The sequence below is a fragment of the Paenibacillus radicis (ex Xue et al. 2023) genome (genome assembly GCF_024722015.1).
In the GTDB taxonomy this organism is placed as follows: domain Bacteria; phylum Bacillota; class Bacilli; order Paenibacillales; family NBRC-103111; genus Paenibacillus_S.
Window position 1 is genome coordinate 59,898 of the sequence record NZ_JANQBD010000035.1, and the last position, 22,177, is coordinate 82,074.

Genomic DNA, 22,177 nt, shown 5'->3' on the forward strand with positions numbered 1-22,177 from the left:
TATTGGGTTAAAGATGCTTCATCGCAGTTCTATAATCTGTCGGGGAAATCCCGTAGAGCCTCTTGAACTGTTTAGAGAAATAGAGCGGGTCCTGAAATCCGACAGATGAGGCGATCTGCTCTATGGTCAATTCCAATCGTTCCCTGAGCAGCAGTTTTGCTTTATCGATCCGCAGCTTCAGCAGAAATGAGACCGGCGTAAGACCGGTTTGCTTTTTGAACAGTGTTGACAGGTAAGCGCGATTGTAGCCAAGCGCTTCGGCCATGAGCTCGATAGTAATGGGCTCTGCATATTGTGTGGACAAGTAGTGGAGAGCTTGTTGAACAATGTGCTCGGTGACGCTGCTCTGCTGCGGATTGCTCTGCTGCTGCGGCTGCAGAGCTTCCGAATATTCCGCCAGCAGCAGGTGAAGGTAGCCGGTTGCTTTGAGGTTAGCATTCGGCAGTCTTGTTTGAAACGCCGCCTGTACTTGATGGTACATTACGCTGATATTGCGGCTGCGTCCTGTATGAACAATAGGCTGCTGCGAGGAAAGACCGATCTGGCTCAGCAGCACAGAGGCCCGCTTTCCTTCGAAAGCCAGCCATCTGTAGTGCCACGGTTCTTCTTCGTCCGCTGTGTAACTGATAAGCTTGCCAGGTTCGATAAGAAAGCTATCCCCGGGGCCCAGCTTGTAAGTAATCCCCTGGCATGTATAAGTCCCCCTGCCGGACAGGATATGGTGGAGCAAATAATAATCGACTACCTTGGGTCCGGGCTTATGCCCGGGCTTTGTTTGGCTGCTGCCTGTAAAGAGCACGACGCAATCATCTTCAATCGGCTGCGGGTTAGAAACGACATAATAACTATCTTTTCGATGAGCACCTTCGGACATAGCAAAGTCTCCTTCCGATTTTGCAGTTCAACGGTTTTAAGTATATCATGAATTTGCGATACAACTTATTCAATAACTAACATTTTTCCATGTGGTGATAACATCGTTCCATAGCGGAATGTACAGCCTCGCATTATACTGAAGGCATGATGCAGCACTCAAAAGCTTGAACAGCAAAACCAATTTGAATAGGCGGTGTTACTATTGGCAGATTTGCAGGCATTACAGCAAACTTTTGAAGAACAGTACGGACGTGAGGGTGCGGGAACGCTTCACGTGTTTCATGCACCGGGCAGGGTTAACTTGATCGGAGAGCACACCGATTACAACGGAGGTTATGTATTTCCGGCTGCATTGACCTTTGGCACTACGATGCTAATTCGCAAACGCGGTGATGACCAGATTGGATTTGCCTCAACCAACTTTACTTTACACAAACAAATTTCCATTCACAATATAGCGTTTGATTCCTCCGATGACTGGATTAACTACCCGAAGGGAATTATCGCTAAAATTCAGGAACAGGGTTTGTCGGTAGGAGGCTATGATATTTTGTACAGCGGTGCTATTCCGAATGGCTCCGGGCTGTCTTCCTCGGCTTCTATTGAAGTTGTGACAGCCTTCGCATTGTTAACCCTGGAAGGTCATGACGTGGATAAGGTTCAGATTGCCTTGTTAGCGCAAAAAGCTGAGAATGAATTCATGGGCGTTAATTGCGGGATTATGGATCAGTTTGCGGTAGCTATGGGCAAGCAGGACCACGCGATTCTGCTAATGTGCGACACGCTAGAGTACAAACATGTACCCTTCCAGAGCGGTGAATACAAGCTGGTTATCGGCAATACGAACAAGAAACGTGGATTAGTCGATTCAGCTTACAATGAAAGAAGAGCTCAGTGTGAGCAAGCGGTAAAGTACCTTCAAGCGCAATTTCCACAATTGACTTTGCTGGGCCAGCTAAGTCTAGAGCAATTCAATGGGGCGCAGCATCTGATCCCGGACGAAGTCGTGCGTAAGCGGGCTCAGCATGTTGTGGAGGAAATTGACCGTGTGCTGCGGTCGATGGAGGTGCTGGAGCGAAATGATCTGAACGTGTTCGGCCAATTGATGATTGATTCTCATAACTCGCTTCGCGATTTGTACGAGGTGACTTGCCTGGAGCTTGATGTGATGGTGGAGGAAGCTCTGAAGGTACCGGGTGTACTGGGTTCGCGGATGACAGGAGCAGGCTTTGGAGGGTGTACCGTATCTTTGGTGCATCAGGATAGTGTGTCTGCATTTATAGAGCAGGTAGGAGCCGCATACACTGAGAAGGTCGGCTTAATCGCGGACTTCTATGTGTGCGATATCGGTGATGGAGTGAAGGAAGTTGTAGCTTGAATTTCTAAACAATTGGGGAGGTAGAATCATGGCTGTATTGGTGACAGGCGGAGCTGGGTACATCGGTTCGCATACAGTAGCGGAGCTGTTAGCCCGCAATGAAGAGGTAGTGGTAGTTGATAATTTACAGCAGGGTCACCGGGAAGCGGTATTGGGCGGCAAGCTGTATGAAGGCGATATTCGCGATGCGGCATTTATGGATAAAGTATTTCAAGAAAATGAGATCGATGCAGTGATTCATTTTGCAGCCAATTCATTGGTCGGAGAAAGCATGCAGAATCCCGGCAAATACTACCACAACAACGTATACGGCACCTTGTGCTTGCTGGAGAAAATGAATGAGTATGGCGTAAAAAAGATCGTATTCTCATCCACCGCGGCTACTTATGGGGAGCCGGAGAATTTGCCTATTCTCGAAAGCGACCGGACGCTACCGACTAACGCTTACGGTGAAACGAAGCTGGCGATGGAGAAAATGATGCGTTGGTTCGATGTAGCACATGGCATCAAATATGTCTCGCTGCGCTACTTCAATGCCGCTGGAGCTCATAAGAGCGGACGTATTGGGGAGGATCATGCGCCTGAGACTCATTTGATCCCTATTATATTGCAGGTGGCGTTGGGACAACGCCCGCATATTTCTATCTACGGTGAAGATTACGCTACACCGGATGGCACATGCGTCCGCGACTATATTCATGTCACCGATTTATCGGACGCACATATTCTAGCTGTTGCCAAGCTGCGCAATGGCGGCGAAAGCAGTGTCTATAACCTTGGCAATGGCAAAGGGTTTTCGGTTAAGGAGGTTATCGAGATCGCCCGCAAGGTGACGGAACACCCGATTCCGGCTGTTGTGGAAGCACGCCGCGCAGGCGATCCGGCAACTCTCGTGGCCTCGTCTGAACGTACGAGAGCAGAGCTCGGCTGGAAGCCGCAGCACGATAGTCTGGAGCAGATCATTCAGACGGCATGGGCATGGCATCAAGGCCATCCAAACGGCTACGCTAACTAAGCGCAGTGCTTAAGGAACGGATAGGAGGAGCATCACGATGGAAGAAGCAATAGAAAGGCAGGCGGCTGCGGGGCGTGATCCTCTTGCGCAGGCAGCTGCTGCGCAGGATATTGAAAAGCTGATTAAGTTCGGCATTAGGCGCAAGCTGCTGAGCCCGATTGACAGCTACGCTGCACGCAATGCGCTGCTTGAGCTGCTGCGGATCGACGAACCTTATACAGGAGAGGTTGAGGAGCCTGCTTCCGAGAGTGTGGTGGAGCTGCTCGAGCCTTTGCTCGATTATGCCGCTGTGACAGGTATTCTCGCAGATAATAATACGACGCTGCGCGACTTGCTGGATGCGAAAATAATGGGCTGCTTGATGCCGCGCCAGTCAGAGGTGGCCAACCGTTTCTGGAGCATCTCCAGTCAACAAGGTGTGGAGCGGGCGACCGATGATTTCTATCAGCTCTGTATGGATTCTAACTACATCCGGATGGACCGGATTGCCAAGAATCAATACTGGCTTACGCCGACGGAATATGGCGATTTAGAAATCACGGTTAATTTGTCCAAGCCGGAAAAGGATCCTAAAGAAATTGCGCTGCTGAAGACAGCGCCTCAAAGCAATTACCCCAAATGTCTGCTCTGTATCGACAATGTCGGCTATGCAGGTCGGATTAACCATCCGGCAAGGCAGAATCTGAGAGTCATTCCTCTGCAGCTCGATGGGGATGCGTGGTACCTTCAGTATTCGCCTTACGTTTATTATAATGAGCACAGCATTATTTTCGATCAGCAGCATAGGCCGATGAAAACATCGCCTCACACCTTTTATCGGTTGCTTGATTTTATCGATCAATTTCCGCATTATTTCATCGGCTCGAATGCCGATTTACCGATTGTAGGCGGGTCGATCCTTAATCACGACCATTTTCAGGGCGGCAAGCATAAGTTTGCCATGGAAAAAGCTCCAGTTGAGCACAGCTTTACTAGCCCGGAGTACCCGAATGTAAGACTCGGGATCGTCAAATGGCCGATGTCGGTCATCCGTATGTCGAGTCATAATAAAATGCTGCTGCTTAAGCTGGCGGAGACGATCTTGAACACCTGGAAGGGTTACAGCGACCAGGGCAATGAGATTATTGCCTACACGGAACAAGCTGGAGTGAGCATTTCTCATAATACAGTAACCCCTATTGCTAGAAATAATGCGAGCGGCGAATATGAGTTGGATCTTGTCCTGCGAAACAATCGTACGAACGAGGAGCATCCAGACGGCATATTCCATCCTCATAAGGAGCTCCACCATGTTAAAAAAGAGAACATCGGCTTAATCGAGGTCATGGGCTTGGCTGTACTGCCGGGTCGACTTAAGGAAGAGCTGGAGCTGCTTTCTCAAATATTGACAGGTAATCTCCTGTTTGATGGAAAGATCATCGATCAATCCGATCATCCTCTATACAAGCATACAGCCTGGATCGATGAACTGATCTCTGCACATGGCAGCAATCTCACTGCAGAGGCGGCTCAGAAAGTGCTGCAGTCCGCAGTGGGGCATAAATTTGCCGATGTGCTTAGGGATGCGGGTGTTTATAAACGTGATGAGCAAGGTATCTCCGGTTTCATAGCTTTCCTTGACTCTTTAGGCTTCAGGCGATAATCGTGAGATTGGTTGATGCAGTGTTAGCTTATGACCGGAGTGGTGCGCTCTTCCGAGTGGCTTTCCGGCGATGAGTCTCCTCCTCGCACGCGGAGCGTACAGCATCACCCTTCTTATCTTCGGATGAGGAGGGTGATGTTTTTGCGTGCAAAAAAAACGATAATTATTATGTGAAATAAAGAACAAGGTCCGAGTCGGTCAGGCGATTTCCGCTAAAAAACGAATGAATCATGTGAGGTTATCGTCGAATGAACGCCTTTTTCGTATTATTTAGGAAATTTTATATGAAAATTTGTAAAAAAACGTTGTTTTTATCTCACATCCGCACAAAGTCTGTGTTATAATTGTTCACATTATCGTAACGCAGGACTTAGGTCTGGGGGAGATCGTATGTTTGATTGGTTGGGGTTTAAGAAAGGCTTGCCGTTGTGGTGGTCCTGCCGTTTAAATCGCGGGATGAAGGAGGATGTAGAGGATATTTTTGAAGGTATTGCCAGTACCCGCATGGAGTTATTAAAAAGTTGGACGAACGAATACTGGTCTCATTTGGACAGGCTGTTGGAACAGATGGGTTCGCTGGAAGTGGAGCGGAGTAATTCTCCCGAGCTTTGGAGTGCGGCCGTCGATAAATTGTTTGCAGCAGCTGGAAACCGAGCCTCTGATTTTTCTGAAATTTTTTTATTAGATGAAGAAGCTGCTGTAACATTCTCGTCATATGCGGCTCACGTCGGTGTGCGGTATGGGGGAAGAGCTCCCTTTTCCAAGGGATTGGAGTATTCGAATAGCGGGAAAAAATGCTTGTTCGGTCCATTTGCAGATGCATTAACTGAACAAATCGGACCCAGCACATCTGCATTCCACGATAAAATGACTTTGCTCTACATCATTCCTTTGATGAAAGAGGGCAAGCGCGTGGGGGCGTTATGCGGTCGGGTGCCTAATGATGTAATTGGTGATTTGATCCAGCGTGAATCCGGCCATGTATATCCGGACTCTGGGGATAACTATATTTTTATGGCACGGCCGGGCTTGAACTCGCAGATTGCTCCTGGTACAGCATTGTCTCGAAGCCGGTTTGAAGACCGCACCTTCACCTTTGGTGAGAATTTGAAGGATGGGGTCACGACGGATTGGGGTACTGTGAGTGTGAAGGAGCATACGGAGCTGGAGCTGATGTTTACTGATCCTGCGACTGGCATGCTGCATCCTGGTGTAGCCAACACGATAGCTAACGGCAGCAATCTGTTCGTAACGTTCCCGGGCTATTCCGATTACCGTCATATTTCTGTAATAGGCAAGGGGGTTACCTTCCAGCTTCCGCATTGTCCTGATGTTTGGGGGATGATGTGCGAAGGAGATTTGGAAGAGGTGTACCGGATTCGCAGCATTCGCTGGAAATTGACGCGGTTGCAGCTTCCGCTGCTGGGTGGTTTTGCCTTGTTGTCGGCAGTGTTGGTCTACTTGATCATGGGTCAAATGTCTCCGTGGATTGTCGCTTGTGTGATTGGGGCATTCAATTTACTTTATGGGCTTTTGATTGCGTGGACTCTTCATAAAAAGGGCTCGCAGCCGGTAGTGGATAATTTGCATAAAATTAATCAGTTCATCCGTATTAATGCCGAGGGCAAGGGTGACTTGACCCAGCGGTTGGAGCATGGGCAATTCATGCATGACGAGACCAAGGAGCTAGCCATGTGGATCAACAATATGATCGACTCCTTGGAAGGAATTATGCTGCAGGTTAAACAGGCCGCCTCGGATGTGTTGTCCAGCCAGCATGTTCTCACGGTTTCGACTGTGAATACAGAAGGCTCCACAGAGAGAATGAGTGGGAAAATCCATGATATGATCCGAAGTATCCGCAGACAGCTGAAGGATATTGACGTTGCCAAGGATGTTGTGGGCGATATGCAGGGGACGCTGCGTGTGCTTGAAGACAAGGCGTCCGAGCAAATAGCTGTAGCACAGAGTGAAGTGGAGCGTATTGGCGATAAAATGAGGCAAATCTCCACCAAGGTGGCGGATACGAATAAGACGATCCTGACCTTTATGGAAACGACGCAAAAAATCAAAAATGTCCTTCAAGTCATAGAAGAAATATCCAGTCAGACCAATCTGCTGTCGCTCAATGCTTCAATTGAGGCAGCTCGTGTCGGGGAGCATGGTAAAGGCTTTGCTGTCGTTGCCGGTGAAATAAGGAAGCTGGCTGACCTTACGCGCAAATCTACCGAAGAAATTAATGATACCGTCCAGCTGATTTATAAAAATGCTAAAGAAGCCTTTCAATCAATGGAAGAAGGAACACAGGTAGTTGCTGAGGGTACTCAGCTTGTCGCTGCGGCATCGGAAATTTTGAGCGGCGCAAGCGCGGAGGAATCATTAAAGACGCAAGTGGTTGACGAGGTAGTAGGATTGATGGAGAAAATTGCTGAGGTCAGTATGGAAAATCGCCAAATTTCTACAGAGGTTGAGGGCAAGGTTCAGGAGCTGCTCGCAGACATTGTTAATGTGCGCCATACCTCCAGTCATGTGGAAGCTATTACGGACTTCTTGCAGCAGCTGGTGGATCAGTTCCGCCTAACGGAAACCCGCAGGAGATAGGTGTTACATACGTTTGGAAAATATGCCGCCCCGTCCATTATGGATTTGGGGTGGTATTTGCGTTTGCGGAATCAAATGTCGACATGAGGCTATACTGAAATAGGTGCTGTATCAACAACACAAATTATGTAAAAAATAATTGTTAATTATTTGTCATGTATATTGACACAAAAAGCGCTGAGGCATATGATAGTAGGTATAAAGGTTCTGAATATTCGGATTTTGGAGTGTTTTTATTGATTTTGCGTCATATAATATAACATTAAACATAAAAAGAGGGGAGGGACTGGTTAGGGTGTACGGTTTTTACGCATCCAATACCGAACATCATATGGCGATGATCAACCGTTCCCACAATACTCCATATCCACTGGAGTCATTCTATGATGAAATGTTTATGCAGGACTTGCTGGTGCGCCCTCACTATCAGCAGGCACACAGTTGTTTCTCCAAAATGAAGGGTGAAGAGCTTGCTGCCAAGCAAAAGGCGATGAACCGGCGCATGCTGGAGGAAGGGATTACGTTTACGCTCTATCAGCCTGAGCAATCGCAGCCGCTGGAGAGAACGATTCCCTTCGATATGATACCGAGGGTTATCCCTGGTGATGAGTGGGCCATGCTTGAGCGAGGGCTGCTGCAAAGAGTCAAAGCGTTGAATCAATTTCTTCACGACATGTACCATAAACAAAATATGATAGCTGAGGGTCTTATTCCTAGAAAAATGATCGTAGGCAATCGTTATTTCAGGCCTGAGATGATGCATATTGATGTTCCTGGCGGGGTTTACATGGCTACCTCTGGAATTGATCTGATACGTGACGCAGATGGACGTTATTATGTGTTGGAGGATAATCTGCGCTCTCCATCGGGTTTCTCGTATTTATTCAAAGGCAGATCCATCATGAACCAGTTATTTCCAGAGCTAACCTTCTCCAGTTCTATCCGTGACGTGGAGCACAGCTTAAATCATTTTCTTTCGTCACTTCGTAGTCTGTCCCCATCTCGAAAGTCCGAGCCGGTCATTGCCTTGCTTACACCTGGTGAATTCAATTCCGCTTATTATGAGCATGCCTTCTTGGCTCAACAGATGGGGATTCATCTGGTTGAGGGACGCGATTTGGTAGCTATAGACCATAAAATTTATATTCGCAACATGAAAGGACTGCAGCAGGTAGATGTGCTGTATAGTCGGATTGATGATGATTTTCTCGACCCGTTGGCCTTCAGGCCTGATTCAATGTTAGGCGTGGCCGGTATTATGAATGCTTACCGTGCGGGCAATATCGCCATAGCTAATGCTCCCGGGACGGGGATAGCGGACGATAAAGCCATATATGCTTACGTTCCGGATATGATTCGCTACTATTTGAATGAAGAGCCTATCTTAAATAATGTGCCAACCTATTTGCTGTCTCGTCCTGATGAGAGGGAGTATGTGCTGGAGAGATTGCATACGATGGTAGTCAAAGAAACTTCGTTATCCGGCGGCTACGGGATGCTTATCGGTCCAGCGGCTACAGAGCAAGAAATTGAGGCCTTCGCTGAACAAATAAAACTTGATCCAGAGCGCTATATTGCCCAACCGACCATGCAGCTGTCGCGCGCGCCTGTCATGCTGGATGGGCGAATGGTACCACGGCATATCGATTTGAGGGCGTTTGTTCTAATGGGTAATGGCAACACTCATATTATTCCAGGCGGCTTAACCCGAGTGGCGCTGAAGGAAGGCTCACTGGTCGTAAACTCTTCGCAGGGTGGGGGCTGCAAGGATACTTGGGTGCTTGCGTAGAAGGTGATAGATGCATTTAAGGTACTTGTTTATTAGATGTATGTTTGGGAGATGCTTGTTTTGCGGCAACAACTGTAGTGCAGGAACACCGCTGGTTCAATAAATGAAGAGGTGATGAGCATGCTCAATCGTAATGCAGAGGCTTTGTTCTGGGTAGGTCGGTATGTGGAGCGAGCAGAAAACCACGCTAGATTGATTGATGTGCATTATCACATTCAGCAGGAAGCTGATTTTCAACATAAGGAGCATAAGTGGGCCCGGTTGATCGATGCATTGGGTGCCCGTGCTTCGTACGTGCAGCAGTTTGAAGCTTTTACTGAAAAAGATGTGCTCTCATTCATAACACTGGATCGGGGCAATGCCAACTCCTTGTTTTCCTGCGTCAGTCAAGCGAGGAATAACCTGCGGACGCTTCGGGAGAAGCTGCCGAGCGAGCTTTGGGATACGCTGAACGCGTTCTATCTGTGGCTTGGAGAAAAGCAGGTGGATGATATCATTAAGGAATCGCCCAATGCTTTCTACAGACAGATTAAAGAACGGATGGCCATGTTCCAGGGTGTGGAGCATTCCGTGATGCTGAGGCAGAACGAATGGCATTTCATTGAAAGCGGCAGGTTTCTTGAAAGGGCTGAGAATACAGTCCGAATCCTCCAATCCGTAGCGGGAACGCTGTTGGAGGGGCGAGATATCCCGACCCCTTACCCGAATATGCTGGCTGTATTAAAATCGGTAAGTGGATATCAATCCTTCCGGCGTTTTTATGGGGATGGGATGCAGGTGGAGCATATAATGGAGTTCATGATAAGAAGTGAGAGCTTTCCTCGATCGATTCAGTTCTCCTTTACCGAATTGGAGAAGCATTTGAAGGGAATTGAGTTGAAAACTCAGGACTATCATGTCCCTCATGAGAAAGCAATTCGGCAAGCCGGGAAAGTAAAAGCAGAGATGGCATGTCTTGAGTCTGATGAATTCCGGGCTCAGCAAGTAGCAACGCTTCTGGAGCATTTAACGGCTTCATGTCAAAAGCTTGGCAAGACGATGGCTACCGCCTTCTTTCAATTCGAGGAGGCTACTGCATGAAAATCGAGATCAACCATGTGACCCGCTATACGTACGCGGAATCGGTTGCGGACAGTGTCAATGAACTCCGATTGACACCTCGGACCAATTACCGTCAATCCTGCTACCATCACGAGGTATGGATTGAACCGGTTGCTTCTTTATTCACCTATGAGGATTATTTCGGCAATAGGGTGCATTCCTTCTCGGTTAGCAAGCCGCATCGTGAGCTGGTAATTAAGACGAAAGCGACGGTGGTCACTCAGGATCAAAACTGGGATTTACTGAAAAGGGTGCCGCTGGAGGAGCAGCGGGAGCTGCTGCAAAGCGAAAGGCTGCAAAACCGTTATATTGAATATTTATTGCCGACGGCATATACCGAGGTGACTAAAGAGCTGTCTGCTTATGCAGCGGGATTTGAAGTGGGGCCGGATGGATACTATGATTGGGCGAAGCAAATTACCGAAGGTATTCACCGTGATTTCACTTATGATCCCTATGCTACGCACGTACATTCGAAGGTTAGTGACACGCTGCGATTAAAGCGGGGTGTGTGCCAAGATTATGCGCATCTTATGATAGCTGCATGCCGTAGTATCGGATTGCCGGCCAGATATGTGAGCGGCTACCACTTTGTTGGCGATTTACAAGGAGGGAGTGCTGATTTCGAGCAGGCTTCCCACGCATGGGTCGAAGTGCACGTGCCTGGCACAGGTTGGCTCGGATTTGACCCTACGAACAACTCGGAAGTAGGCTGGCGTTATGTGAAGCTGGGTCACGGGCGTGACTACAAAGACATTGTCCCAGTGAAAGGTGTTTACCGCGGTACTGCGCGCCAGACTCTAGATGTCACGGTGGATGTAAGAAGGCTGGAAGGATGAATATAAGGCTAAAATAAGAGCGGGTTTGTTCAAGGATCGATGAACAAACCCGTTCTATTTGTGCATTTTGTAAATATTATTGTTGATACATTCCATATTTTGGTTTATATTTGGTATTAGATACTAGTATCAAGTACTAAAAAGGGAGTTGTTTTGCTATGAAATATTTTATTATTACCGGTACTTCTCGTGGGCTTGGACAAGCGATTGCTAATAAACTGGTAAATCCAGGTCATCACTTATTTTGCATTTCAAGAAAGAGAAATGATGATTTAATTTCCAGAAGTATGCACGGGAATATCGATTATTATGAATTTGATTTAAATGAAGCCAATCAAATTGAAGAATTAATGCAAGCCATTTTCAGTGAGATCGATCCTTCGAGGGCAGAAGCTATTTATCTTATCAATAATGCAGCAGTTATTTCGCCTTTATCCAGTATCGAGCAAGCGGAGAGCCGAGAGCTGGCTAGAAACCTGAATGTGAATTTGCTTGCTCCGATGATTCTTACCTCGTTATTTATTCGCTTTACCCAGCCTCTCCAAATTGAAAAAAGGATCTTAAACGTATCCTCCATGTCTGTAAAAAATCATCTTTCTGGGATGAGTGCTTATTCCGCAGCTAAAGCCGGGTTAGATGTCTTTTCAAAATGTGTAGGACTTGAGCAAGGAGAAGGTGCATCTGCCGTCAAAGTAGTCTCCGTCTGGCCGGGGATAATAGATACGTCGCTACAGGAAGAGGCAAGGAATGCAGATAAAAGCACTTTTGCATCCGCTGGGATTTTTGCTAAAGTACATGAACGGGGTATGCTTGTATCGCCGGAAGCGACGGCCAAAAAGCTGGTCGAATTTCTTTTGGGAGAGTCGTTTGTTCAAGGCGCGGTTATTGAAGAACTGTAGAACGTTCATCTGTTAGATCGTCAGTGCTTAAACTATGGTATGTGTGAACAAAAAGCCCGATGCTCCTGAGACAGGATGCTTCGGGCTTTGCACTGAGTCAATCATATTTGGTTGACTTTACGTATCTTTATTGTGTTTATGGGAAAGTTCGACTTGGATAGTATCTTGATCTCTAGTGATCTCGTTAATGTGGATACCGTTCTTTTCCAAGGAGTTTTTAATGTGCTCCTCGTCTTGTGCCGGGAAAATGTAAGCTGTAGGATTCGCTTTATTATTAATGAGCTGTTCTGCAACCTCCAGCAGCTTTTCCATGGAAAAAGGCTTGCGCAAGAACTTCTCGAAGTCCTTCTCGTGATAGTTCATTGGTGGCTCTAAAGCCGTGGAAACAATGACAGGAGTACGGAAGTAGTCAGGATGCTTGTATAGCTCGGATATAAAATCCCATCCGGTTTTGGTCCCTTCGAGATGGATATCTACGATACAAAGCTGTGGCCCCAGGCTGCGGATTTGATTGATTGCAATAATTCCTTCCTCGGCTGAACGCAAGTGTACGGTACGGACATTAAGTCGGGTTAGACCTACCTGGATTAATTTCGCCAGGTTGTCGTCGTCTTCAAGGATGATTATGCTGTCTTCAGCGCTCGGCACCTTGTGAGATTTCAGCTCCACGGTGAAGGTGGTGCCTTTGCCCATCTCGGATATGAATGTAATGGAGCCTTGATGGGCATCCACGATTTCTTTTACAATGGCTAACCCCAAGCCTGTGCCTCCTATTTGGCGGCGGTCGGAATTATCTACCCTGTAAAATTTGGAGAACAGCTTATCCTTTGCCTCATCGGGAATTCCAAGTCCATAGTCAGTGATAAGAAGCTTGATCTGCTCGCCGTTCTGTTCAATCCTTACATCAACCTTGTTAGCTTGAGGTGAATATTTGATGGCGTTGCTAAGCAGGTTATGAATAATTTGCTTGAAACGGTCAGAATCGGCGCGTATCCAAACTTCGTTCTCAGGAACGTGCAGCTCAAGCTGATGGCTCTGTTTACTTCTCCATTGGTAAGAGGCTTCCTCAAGAAGGCTTACTAGATCAACCGGTGCAAAGTGATACACTTGCTTGCCGGATTCCATTCGCTGCAAATCCAGGAAATCGTTAATTAGAGTGGATAGACGGTTAGCTTCTTTATATATAGTTTCCATATATTTCTGCTGCTTTTCGGGTGAGAGCTGGCGGTGCAATAAGATTTCAATAAAGCCCAGTACGCTTGCTAATGGAGTCCGCAGCTCATGGGAAACGATGCTGACGAATTCATTCTTCATTTCATCAACCTTTTCCTCTTCTGTCCGATCCCGGAATACGAATAAATAGCCCACTTGATTATCTTTATCGCCCACCTTGGTTGCATACAGTTCTACATGGCGCTGTTGATTGTCTTGATCCGTATAAACGAAACGCTCGGTAAGCTTATCGAGTGACCCGTTCAAAAGACCCTCAATCGACAGATAGATAGGCATAAACGAAGGATTGGTCTCATTAATAAAGGTATTCAGTTCATTCCAATTCTGGTCAATTTGCTGGTTTAATGATATATAGTCGCTCATTCGGTGATTAACAAACAACAAAGTACCTTTTGAATCGCAGAACATCATACCTTCATGTGTTGATTCCAAAATGTTATTAATCAAGTCGCGTTGATTGCCGATAAAATCTTTCTCGTGCATCAATTGATCGTTCAATTGCTCCAGACGGATCGACTGTCTATGTCGTTCCTCGTTCATTAGCTGTGCTAGGAAGGCGAGTCCAAATTGCCGTACCAGGCCTTTGGCAATACGGCCTCTTTGTTCGCTTCGTGTAGTTAAATAGCTGGTTAAAAGCAGAAAACCGATTACTTCATTATTGTCATCGAACACAGGGTAGTATTGATCCAAAGCGTGGCTCATCGATTGGTGTATGCCCAGCTCCAGAGGGGATAGATCTCGTCTGCATTCGATCGGAATTTTTTCTGTGAGGACTCGAAGCGCCGGGCCGAATAATACCGTCTTGACCTTACGCGGCAGCTGCTGCGGGTAGCCGGTAGAATATAATATGGTATAGGGATCTGAAGCTTCCTCCCCCTGTGTATCAGTCGGATCGTCGTCCTTGGTTGATTTCATGACAAGTAAGGCTGCGTCCATCTTGAGTGAATCAAGCAAAGCGGGAATGGAGGATTCCAGAAACAGGGACATTTCCAATGAGCCGGTTAGCTTTTCCTGATACGTGCTAATTGTTTCGAGCTCTTGCTCTCGTTGGGACAGCTTCTCAAGAGTCTGCTCTTGCTCCTCCTGCTGGGCGATGATTTCCTCGTTCTGGGCTTCCAGGCTTTCTGCCATATAACGATAGGTTTCCTCGCTTTTGCGCAGAGCGGCCTCCGCTCGGTTGGCCCGGCTGAATATGAACGCTGACAACAAGCCAATAATGAGGGCTAAGCCACCGCCTACAGCAATGATAACCCTTGCTGAGCGTCCAGCTTGGTTGGCGTCTTTGTAAGCAGAATCGGCAATCGTATCAATTTCGGTTATGACCTTGATATGGAGCTGGCGGAACCGGTCCATCATTGTTTTTCCATTCGTAATACGTGAGCGGGCATCCTCGATGTTGCCGTTTTGGACCAAGAGGATTTGTGAGATGTAGTAATCCTGCAGACGTTTAATTTGCGGCAGCATATCGCCTTCCATCAAGCTTTTCAGACCCGGATATGTTTTTTGGTAGTTGGCCATTATCTCTAGGTCGGGAGTAAGCTGCTGCTTGCCAAGCTCATAGGACTCCAAATATCTCTCGTCGCCCGACACGATATAACCGCGCAAGCCGGTCTCCTGATTAATCATATCCTCAAAAATGTTTCCGGCTACTCCCGATAAAGGAATAACCTCATTGACAACACTGTTCAGTTCTTTTTCCATATTAGTAGAAGCTACGTAACTGGATATGCTTACAAAAGCAAGCAAGGAAATAATAATGATAACGTACAGCAAGGATACATTGTAGCGTGTTATTTTCATATAAAGACCGCCTTGTTTTTAAGAGAATGTACGGAATTTTAACCTAACTATTTTTAACCATAATAAATTCGACAAAACCACAACATTAAATTCGACAAACCTACAATATATTCCTGTATAAAACTTGTTGGAATTCATATATTTTTGAGAAAATGCTTCCATTATTCGCTAATTTACGACAGGACTTTATTTATTTCGGCAGTACACTGTCTAAAAGTAAGGGTTATTTTTGAAAATGGGGACGGAATGTTTGGCGTAGAAGTGAAAACGAGGGATGTGGAAGTAAATGTGAGGCTTGTGGACATGGGAAATGTTGAAAAACGTAAAATATGCTGCAAGAAATGTTTGCCAGTTCAGTCATTCTCGCTTACAATAGCAGTGAGGACTAATAAATGTTAGGTATGGTAACACCAAACTAACGCATCCAGGCAGCGGGAGGCGAAGATGTTGCAGAGGAATCCAATACCGCTGGAAAAGGAACTGAAGCCTTTTTTTCAGCCCATATTATCGCTTCAAAACCAGAAAATAATCGGCTATGAAGCATTGGGGAGAATAGTGAAGGAAGGACGGGTTCACAGCCTTGGGCCTTTCTTTCATGATTCGACTATAAGTGATGAGCATCATTTGCAAGTGGACCGATTGCTGCGAGAGAAGGCGATCTCGACCATTGCCCAATCTGACGATAATGCTGCTATGCTCTTTTTAAATTTAAAGCCGTCATGGATTTACAGGAAATACAAGGAAACCGGAGTGCTGCCTACGCTGCAGTTTGTCGAAAAGCATGGCTTGGAGCCATCGAGGGTTGTCATTGAGATAACGGAAGAGGAGTTCCATGGGCGCTTGGATGAGTTGTCGAAAATTGTAGAAGTTTATCGGCAGCAAGGCTGCTTGGTTGCGATTGACGATATAGGCAGCGGATACAGCAATTATGATCGGATAGCGTCGATTAAACCTAATATTTTGAAAATTGATTTGAAGCTGTTGAAAAAAAGCAAAAATCATGAGGGATATAATGCATTGTTGAATTCATTCTCCATTTTGTCGTCACAGATGGGGTCTTCGCTGTTGATAGAAGGTGTGGAAACGAAGCAGGATTTGTATCATTCATTAAAGGCGGGGGCAAGGTACGTCCAAGGTTTTCTGTTCTCGGAGGCCAGGGAAGATTTTCAATCGGAACGGAACTATGAGCTGCTATTAAAAGAAGAGATACGGATATATACGGAACAAGAAATTACCCGTTATCGGGCTTTGTTCTCTGTACAAGAAAGTCTGAATGATTTAATCTCATCCGAAACACATATTTCCTCGGCCCGGGATGCTGATGCGATGATAGGAAACTTACTCGGTACTGTAGCTGACAATGTAATGAGGATCTACATATGCCGTGAGGACGGTTGTCAGGTTTCATCTAATTTCATGCGTGACATGGAGGAAGGATGGAAGCAGGACGCCCAGTTTCAAGGATCGAATTGGATTTGGCGCCCTTACTTTATTCCTAATATGATGCGAATGAATAATCAGCGTCAAGGAATGCTCTCCCAAGTGTATACGGATCTCGATACAGCTCAGCCTATGCAAACTTACTCTTGTCCGGTGGGTGACACGCATTATATTTTTCTGGACTTGAGCGTTTGATCCGGACTATCAATCTAACCTTCAATCCACTCGCTGCGCAATGAGAATAGCTCCTTCAAATCATCTGTGGACATTTCGGTAATCCACTGCTCTCCGTTACCTACGATTTGTTGGCTTAAACCCTGCTTCTTCTCGATCATTTCGTCGATTCTCTCCTCAAGTGTCCCCAACGTTACAAATTTATGCACCTGAACATGCCGGGTTTGGCCGATTCGAAAAGCCCGGTCGGTTGCCTGGTTCTCCACTGCAGGATTCCACCAACGGTCAAAGTGAAACACGTGGTTGGCAGCGGTCAAGTTCAACCCTGTGCCTCCCGCTTTCAGGGATAGAAGGAAGATGCTCGGCTGCTGTCCTTCCGGAAGTAGGGTATCGCCTTGGAACTCGCTGATCATGCGATCCCTGCCGGCCTTCGGAGTTCCGCCGTGCAGGAACAGAACGGGCGTTTCCAGCTCCTGCTCCAGAATGCGCTGCAGCAAATGCCCTGTTTCCACGAACTGTGTAAAAATGAGGCATTTATCCCCTTCTTGCCGAAGCTCCTGTACCATTTCCAACAGCCGCTCCACTTTGTTGGAGCGCTGCTGCCAAGGGGAACCGGCTGGTTCCTTGAGCATGAGCGACGGGTGGTTGCATATTTGCTTGAGCTTCGTCAAAGCCGCAAGAATTAAGCCTCTCCGTTCCATTGCGCTCAGACGATCCAATCTATCGAACATATCCTTAATATAGTTTTCATATAGAATACCTTGCTCGGCTGTGAGTGAAACGAATGTTTTGTTCTCGTATTTCTCCGGCAAATCCAATTGGATGGCGGGGTCTTTCTTGACACGGCGAAGTAAGAAGGGGCGAATTAATCGCTGGACCTTCGTGACCAGCTCCGGATCATTGGATTTCTCAATAGCCGTTACATAGCGGTGCGTGAACTCGCGCAATGTGCCCAAGTAACCGGGATTTAAGAAATCAAAGATAGACCATAGCTCGGTGAGCCGGTTCTCAATCGGAGTTCCGGTCATGGCGATTCGATGCTGCCCTTTCAAACTGCGGATCGATGTGGCTTGTTTGGTGTAGGCGTTCTTAATGTTTTGGGCTTCATCGAGACAGATGGAGCTCCATTCAACCTGGGCCAGCTCTATTTCGTCCAAATGCGACAAGGTATAGGTAGTCAGGATGAGATCATAACCCAGGCAGGTTTCCTTAAAGGCTTCGCCTTTGGCGCGATTCGGTCCATAATGCAGATGAACCTTCAGCTCCGGGGCGAACCGCTGCAGCTCCTTCTGCCAATTGCCGAGCACCGAGGTAGGGCAGATCAGTAGGGAAGGGATGCGTTCGGCAGCTTCTTCCCCGTCTTCGGCAGCCATCTGCTCGCGCATATGCAGCAGATAGGTGATCATTTGAATCGTTTTGCCAAGACCCATGTCGTCGGCAAGACAGCCACCAAGACCGGCGCTGCGTAGAAACAGCAGCCAGGAAATACCCTCCAGCTGATAAGGGCGCAATGTCCCGCGGAAGGATGCGGGAGGATCAATCAGCGGCGGTCGCTTAGCATGGTTGAGCAGCTCAACCATTTCCTGCAGCTGTTCATTCAGCTCCACCTCCATTTGAAGGGAGCGTTGGAAACCAAACTCCTCCTCTCCTTCGGAGGAGCCAAGCAGGTGAAGCTCTAATACATCGCGGAACGAAAGCCCCTGCTTCTTCTGCACCTGCTTCATAACCTGCTCGAGCTGCTGCAGCTGTGCAGGATCAAGCTGAATCCATTGGCCGCGAATTTGTACGAGCTTCCGCTTTTCTTCAAGCAGCGTACGGAATTCTTCTTCAGTCAGCTCGATATCTCCGAGCGCGATCTTCCAATCAAACTGCATCAGCTGCTGCAGACCGAACATCGCCTGCGGTCCGGAGCCGACCGATGATTTGATCTTGGCCTTGAGCCGGGGCTTCCAACGGCGAATCCGCTCCCACCAGGCGGGCAGGAAGACGGAGTAGCCCGCCTCCATCAAGCGCAGGCTGCCCTGCGTGAGCAGCTGCCAAGCTTCATCCTGCGACAGCTCGCTGCGCAGGGCCGGGTTGTCCTCGCCCTGCTGCAGCGAGGGCTGGATGCGCCGCCACTTGGCGAGGTCCTTCGCCGCGCGGTGCAGATGCGGCTGCCAAGCGGCAGGCAGCTCGGCGAGCGCAGGGTTGGCTGAGCGCACGGTCGCGCTGCTGTGCTCGCCAATAGACGCTGCTTCGTTGGCTGGCAGCGCAGCTGCGCCATCGGCGGCCTCTGCCGCTGCATCAGCCTGCGCTGCGGTTTCGAGCACTGCTGCGTCGACCTCGCGCAGCACGTCCTTGTTCGCGCGATCCTGCAGGATCACGCGCAGCGGCCAGCTGCCGCGGCCTTGTGGCGGCTCGCTCAGCTGCAGGCACGTCCTGAACGGTGTGCCGTCCGTTTGCCAGCCAATGGAGACGAGCCAATCTTCCTCGTCCATCCACAAATCGGCCGGGAGCTTGCCGCGCTGAAGCAATGGATACGTCTGCTCCAGCTGGCGTATGCTTTGGCGCAGCACGCCATCCTCCTCGCCCCACTCGGGGATGAGCCGATCCATCCACTGCTGCGCCAGTGGTGACAAGCCTTCCGCTGCCACGCTGTCCGGCAGCGCCAGCTTCCAGCCTAGCTCGCCCGCCTTCCACTTCGTGAAGTCGGGCATGCAGCGGCCCTGCACCAGCGCCTCCTTCACATGAGGCGCCAAGTGAAAGAGCTCCTGCAGCTCACGGCTCCAATCCAGCTTCAAATGCTGGACTGCGCTTGGGCTGCAGAAGTAGTCCAGCGCCTCTAATGCCGGCAGCTGTAGTCCTTCAACGTTCATCGACTCCGTGACCTCTATGAACGTCCCGTAAAAAGACTGCTGATGCCAAGCAAACAGCAGGTTCTTCAAATCATAGGCGTCACTGATGCCGCCGTTATGCCGGACGCCCCACAAGAAAAAGCAGCCGGGGGCGATCCATCGGGTGTTAATGGTTATCGCAGTCGTATCACTCATGGAATCCATTTCCCTTTCCGAAGCTCTTCTTGCAGTGCACGTAAGCGGGAATACCGATTCGCCAGGCGGTAGATATACTCTTCCCAGGTGTTCAGTTTCTCCAGTTTTTTATAGTAAGCATGCAGCTTTTTCAGCAGCTTGACGGCCATTTTGTAAGAATTGCGGTTTTTCTCCGCAATACATCGTTCTACGGCTTGGTGGTACAGCGGCAGCAGTAGGGAGGGATCGTTCGCCTCCACATTTTTTAAATCCAGCGCATATAAATTCAGTGGAGAAACACGGTTTGCCAGCTGCAAATCAACCCAAGCCTTAAACCGGTTCGCTTTTAGTAAATAGGCTGTATAGAAATAGTAGGTCCGCGGCAGTAAGGCGATCATAACATCGACCCATTCGCCGTCATCAGGCTGGCGGCTTACGGCTTCCATCCAATAAGTACAAAAAATCCGCAGCTCTTCTTGTTGGGCACGCTGTACAGAGGGAAGCAGCCATCTAAGCCATGCCAGCATGCGATCCCACTCCTGCCCATCGTAAAAACGATGCAGGTAGATGAAAAAGTCACGCGCCTCCCGTTTGGCAAGCTGCTCGAGAAACGCTCGCGCTTTTGCATCCTTGCCGTCCATGATATCGAAGTGCGCCAAAGCGATTATAACGGCTTCACGTCTGCGCGGCATGACATTTGACTTCGATGTTATAAGCTGAAGCCGCTTGCGTTCGCGCTCCAGACGTTCTGGCCAGCTTTCCAGACGCCACCAAATGCTGCGATAGGCGAGCAGCCAATCCATGGGCGAGTCCTTACCGGTTAACGCGGCTTCGCCGATCATCGTCATAGTGTCATTCACAGCAGCTTCGTATTTTTTCAGGAGCACAGTAAAATCCAAGGCTGGCAGTATACTCTCAAGCTGCTCTAAACATTGCTTGGCGACGGTTTTGCTGCCTGTTTCAATGTAATAAGACAAATAGGAGGACTTGGTGTCCGCATAAAACTGCTCTATTTTTCGCATAACGAATAGAACCACATGCAGCTCGTAGAGACGACGCAAAGATTCCTCCCAATCCGCGGCAAGTGGAGTCAGTGAGTCCTTGGCCGCGTTGTAAAACAGCTCAATCGAGTGCTGCTGTGAAAGGGAGTAGCCGTAAAATTGCTGATCAAAGAAACGCTGCCAAACCGTTGGCAGTTGATTTGCCTGCAGTGCCTCCAACCGTTCCTGTTTCTTCTCAGCTTTGGATATCGATGAAGAAGTACGGGTTTGCTGCTGGCGGCTTTTTACTAAAATGGCTTGCTTTAACTGCTGTAGAAGCAGTTCCGGCCGTGCATAGGATGCATACAATGTGAATATAACAGCAGCCATATGTCTGCAGTAGGATGAATAGGAGCAGGTGCAGCTGCTTTTCGCAAAATTGTCCATATCCAGAATGACTTCGTATTTCTCTTTGCCGTGTACGGAGGCGGAGATTTCCACTCCATGTAATAGCTCTATGTGTTTCACACGGGCTTTGTGGTAAAATTCCCATCCGCGTTCCAGTATCGGCAACTCAAAGTCATGCTGCATCCGTTCGATTAAAAAATTTATTCGGTTTTTCGGGATTTGCAGCTTCAGCATGAGAATCGTTCCGCCTCCGAACTCGTTGTCTATCCTTATAGTGTAACAGATTTTGGATTTAAATGCTTCCTCTGCCCAGTTGCATGTAATGGTTTTTTCAGGTTAAAATGCTTAGTAAGCATTTCCAATCCATTTCCATTCGAAAGGACTGATGTTGTGGGAATTAAATTTGGTCGGGAGTATCCTGACATTATTAACGATTTTACCGAAGCTTTATACAGTATGGATGAATGTTATTCCTTTTTGGAGATGACATCAGAGGAATGGAATGAATTGGAGCCTGAGGAGCAGCAGGAATGTATTAAAACGTTGGCTGACGACATATTCTATGGACTTGGCAGTGATCCGAAAATGATTGTTGGCAAATGTACCATCAGCCACGACAAGGATAAGCATGTCATTGTGATTTATCATGGCGAGAAGCTGATTAGTGTGATTTACTTGGTGTAAAACGTGAAGAAGAATGCCCGACTTAATCAAAAACGCCCTTAGATGGGCGTTTTTTTGATAATATTAGAAAGTTTAAGTTTGAACCGGAGGTTCACCTTTCTAATATTGCAAGAAAAGCTACCGCTAAGACACGAATGTATATTCATCGAGAGGGCTTCGAATAGAAGTTTTTCTTATGATACTAGCGTACTATGTCAATAAGCTTTAAACTGACTTTTGAGTAACTCAAACACACCTAACCATAAAAATTTTTAAAAATTAGTTAGCAACTGACGAAGAGCAGTGGACTTAACCGTCATATCTCGAACTT

15 protein-coding genes are annotated in these 22,177 nt (G+C 47.8%); 10 read left to right on the forward strand and 5 right to left on the reverse strand.

Translation table 11 applies throughout. From position 1 onward, the window contains the following. Positions 1 to 7 precede the first annotated feature (7 nt). Positions 8 to 874, reverse strand: a complete 867-nt coding sequence (locus NV381_RS33180; RefSeq protein ID WP_258217596.1) for an AraC family transcriptional regulator — start codon at positions 872 to 874, stop codon at positions 8 to 10. A gap of 204 nt (positions 875 to 1,078) precedes the next feature. On the opposite strand from NV381_RS33180, the gene NV381_RS33185 reads away from it, so the two are divergent. The 8 genes from NV381_RS33185 (at position 1,079) to NV381_RS33220 (ending at position 12,140) form a co-directional block, all read left to right on the forward strand. Next, entirely contained in the window at positions 1,079 to 2,254 is a 1,176-nt protein-coding gene (locus NV381_RS33185) for a galactokinase (protein ID WP_258217597.1), read from the forward strand. 28 nt (positions 2,255 to 2,282) lie between these two features. After that, on the forward strand, positions 2,283 to 3,269 hold the full coding sequence (gene galE, locus NV381_RS33190; RefSeq protein ID WP_258217598.1) for a UDP-glucose 4-epimerase GalE: 987 nt from the start codon (positions 2,283 to 2,285) through the stop codon (positions 3,267 to 3,269). 37 nt (positions 3,270 to 3,306) lie between these two features. Further along, on the forward strand, positions 3,307 to 4,911 hold the full coding sequence (locus NV381_RS33195; protein WP_258217599.1) for a UDP-glucose--hexose-1-phosphate uridylyltransferase: 1,605 nt from the start codon (positions 3,307 to 3,309) through the stop codon (positions 4,909 to 4,911). Between the two features lie 390 nt (positions 4,912 to 5,301). After that, a complete protein-coding gene (locus NV381_RS33200) occupies positions 5,302 to 7,512 on the forward strand; it encodes a methyl-accepting chemotaxis protein (protein ID WP_258217600.1) in 2,211 nt (736 codons plus the stop codon). 331 nt (positions 7,513 to 7,843) lie between these two features. Continuing rightward, positions 7,844 to 9,301: a circularly permuted type 2 ATP-grasp protein gene (locus NV381_RS33205; protein WP_258217612.1), complete on the forward strand. Its 1,458-nt coding sequence runs from the start codon at positions 7,844 to 7,846 to the stop codon at positions 9,299 to 9,301. Between the two features lie 120 nt (positions 9,302 to 9,421). After that, positions 9,422 to 10,381, forward strand: coding sequence for an alpha-E domain-containing protein (locus NV381_RS33210; protein ID WP_258217601.1), 960 nt, complete (start codon positions 9,422 to 9,424; stop codon positions 10,379 to 10,381). Then, positions 10,378 to 11,241 carry a transglutaminase family protein gene (locus NV381_RS33215; RefSeq protein ID WP_258217602.1) on the forward strand — a complete coding sequence of 288 codons (864 nt, stop codon included), beginning with the start codon at positions 10,378 to 10,380 and terminating at the stop codon, positions 11,239 to 11,241. The genes NV381_RS33210 and NV381_RS33215 overlap by 4 nt, the downstream gene beginning before the upstream one ends. 158 nt (positions 11,242 to 11,399) lie before the next feature. Continuing rightward, positions 11,400 to 12,140: a (S)-benzoin forming benzil reductase gene (locus NV381_RS33220; protein ID WP_258217603.1), complete on the forward strand. Its 741-nt coding sequence runs from the start codon at positions 11,400 to 11,402 to the stop codon at positions 12,138 to 12,140. 117 nt (positions 12,141 to 12,257) lie between these two features. Here the strand turns inward: NV381_RS33220 and NV381_RS33225 are convergent, their stop codons facing one another. Further along, a complete protein-coding gene (locus NV381_RS33225; RefSeq protein ID WP_258217604.1) occupies positions 12,258 to 15,173 on the reverse strand; it encodes an ATP-binding protein in 2,916 nt (971 codons plus the stop codon). A gap of 444 nt (positions 15,174 to 15,617) precedes the next feature. Here NV381_RS33225 and NV381_RS33230 point away from each other — a divergent pair, with 444 nt between their 5' ends. Further along, a complete protein-coding gene (locus NV381_RS33230; protein ID WP_258217605.1) occupies positions 15,618 to 16,808 on the forward strand; it encodes an EAL domain-containing protein in 1,191 nt (396 codons plus the stop codon). A 14-nt stretch (positions 16,809 to 16,822) separates the two neighbouring features. Here the strand turns inward: NV381_RS33230 and NV381_RS33235 are convergent, their stop codons facing one another. The 3 genes from NV381_RS33235 to NV381_RS33245 all read right to left on the reverse strand — a co-directional run bounded on the left by NV381_RS33235 (position 16,823) and on the right by NV381_RS33245 (position 21,417). After that, positions 16,823 to 19,150, reverse strand: a complete 2,328-nt coding sequence (locus NV381_RS33235) for a DEAD/DEAH box helicase (protein WP_258217606.1) — start codon at positions 19,148 to 19,150, stop codon at positions 16,823 to 16,825. Next, positions 19,071 to 19,466, reverse strand: a complete 396-nt coding sequence (locus tag NV381_RS33240) for a hypothetical protein (protein ID WP_258217607.1) — start codon at positions 19,464 to 19,466, stop codon at positions 19,071 to 19,073. The genes NV381_RS33235 and NV381_RS33240 overlap by 80 nt, the downstream gene beginning before the upstream one ends. Before the next feature lie 346 nt (positions 19,467 to 19,812). Then, positions 19,813 to 21,417 carry an SWIM zinc finger family protein gene (locus tag NV381_RS33245; RefSeq protein WP_258217608.1) on the reverse strand — a complete coding sequence of 535 codons (1,605 nt, stop codon included), beginning with the start codon at positions 21,415 to 21,417 and terminating at the stop codon, positions 19,813 to 19,815. Positions 21,418 to 21,573: 156 nt separating this feature from the next. Between NV381_RS33245 and NV381_RS33250 the strand changes: the two genes are divergently transcribed. Continuing rightward, positions 21,574 to 21,867, forward strand: coding sequence for a hypothetical protein (locus NV381_RS33250; RefSeq protein WP_258217609.1), 294 nt, complete (start codon positions 21,574 to 21,576; stop codon positions 21,865 to 21,867). Positions 21,868 to 22,177 lie beyond the last annotated feature (310 nt).

What these genes read in the sequence shown, in the direction of transcription:
- NV381_RS33180 (WP_258217596.1), bottom strand. Translation starts at nt 874, where the DNA reads ATGTCCGAAGGTGCTCATCGAAAAGATAGTTATTATGTCGTTTCTAAC.
- galE (WP_258217598.1), top strand. Translation starts at nt 2,283, where the DNA reads ATGGCTGTATTGGTGACAGGCGGAGCTGGGTACATCGGTTCGCATACA.
- NV381_RS33195 (WP_258217599.1), top strand. Translation starts at nt 3,307, where the DNA reads ATGGAAGAAGCAATAGAAAGGCAGGCGGCTGCGGGGCGTGATCCTCTT.
- NV381_RS33200 (WP_258217600.1), top strand. Translation starts at nt 5,302, where the DNA reads ATGTTTGATTGGTTGGGGTTTAAGAAAGGCTTGCCGTTGTGGTGGTCC.
- NV381_RS33205 (WP_258217612.1), top strand. Translation starts at nt 7,844, where the DNA reads ATGGCGATGATCAACCGTTCCCACAATACTCCATATCCACTGGAGTCA.
- NV381_RS33210 (WP_258217601.1), top strand. Translation starts at nt 9,422, where the DNA reads ATGCTCAATCGTAATGCAGAGGCTTTGTTCTGGGTAGGTCGGTATGTG.
- NV381_RS33215 (WP_258217602.1), top strand. Translation starts at nt 10,378, where the DNA reads ATGAAAATCGAGATCAACCATGTGACCCGCTATACGTACGCGGAATCG.
- NV381_RS33220 (WP_258217603.1), top strand. Translation starts at nt 11,400, where the DNA reads ATGAAATATTTTATTATTACCGGTACTTCTCGTGGGCTTGGACAAGCG.
- NV381_RS33225 (WP_258217604.1), bottom strand. Translation starts at nt 15,173, where the DNA reads ATGAAAATAACACGCTACAATGTATCCTTGCTGTACGTTATCATTATT.
- NV381_RS33230 (WP_258217605.1), top strand. Translation starts at nt 15,618, where the DNA reads ATGTTGCAGAGGAATCCAATACCGCTGGAAAAGGAACTGAAGCCTTTT.
- NV381_RS33245 (WP_258217608.1), bottom strand. Translation starts at nt 21,417, where the DNA reads ATGCTGAAGCTGCAAATCCCGAAAAACCGAATAAATTTTTTAATCGAA.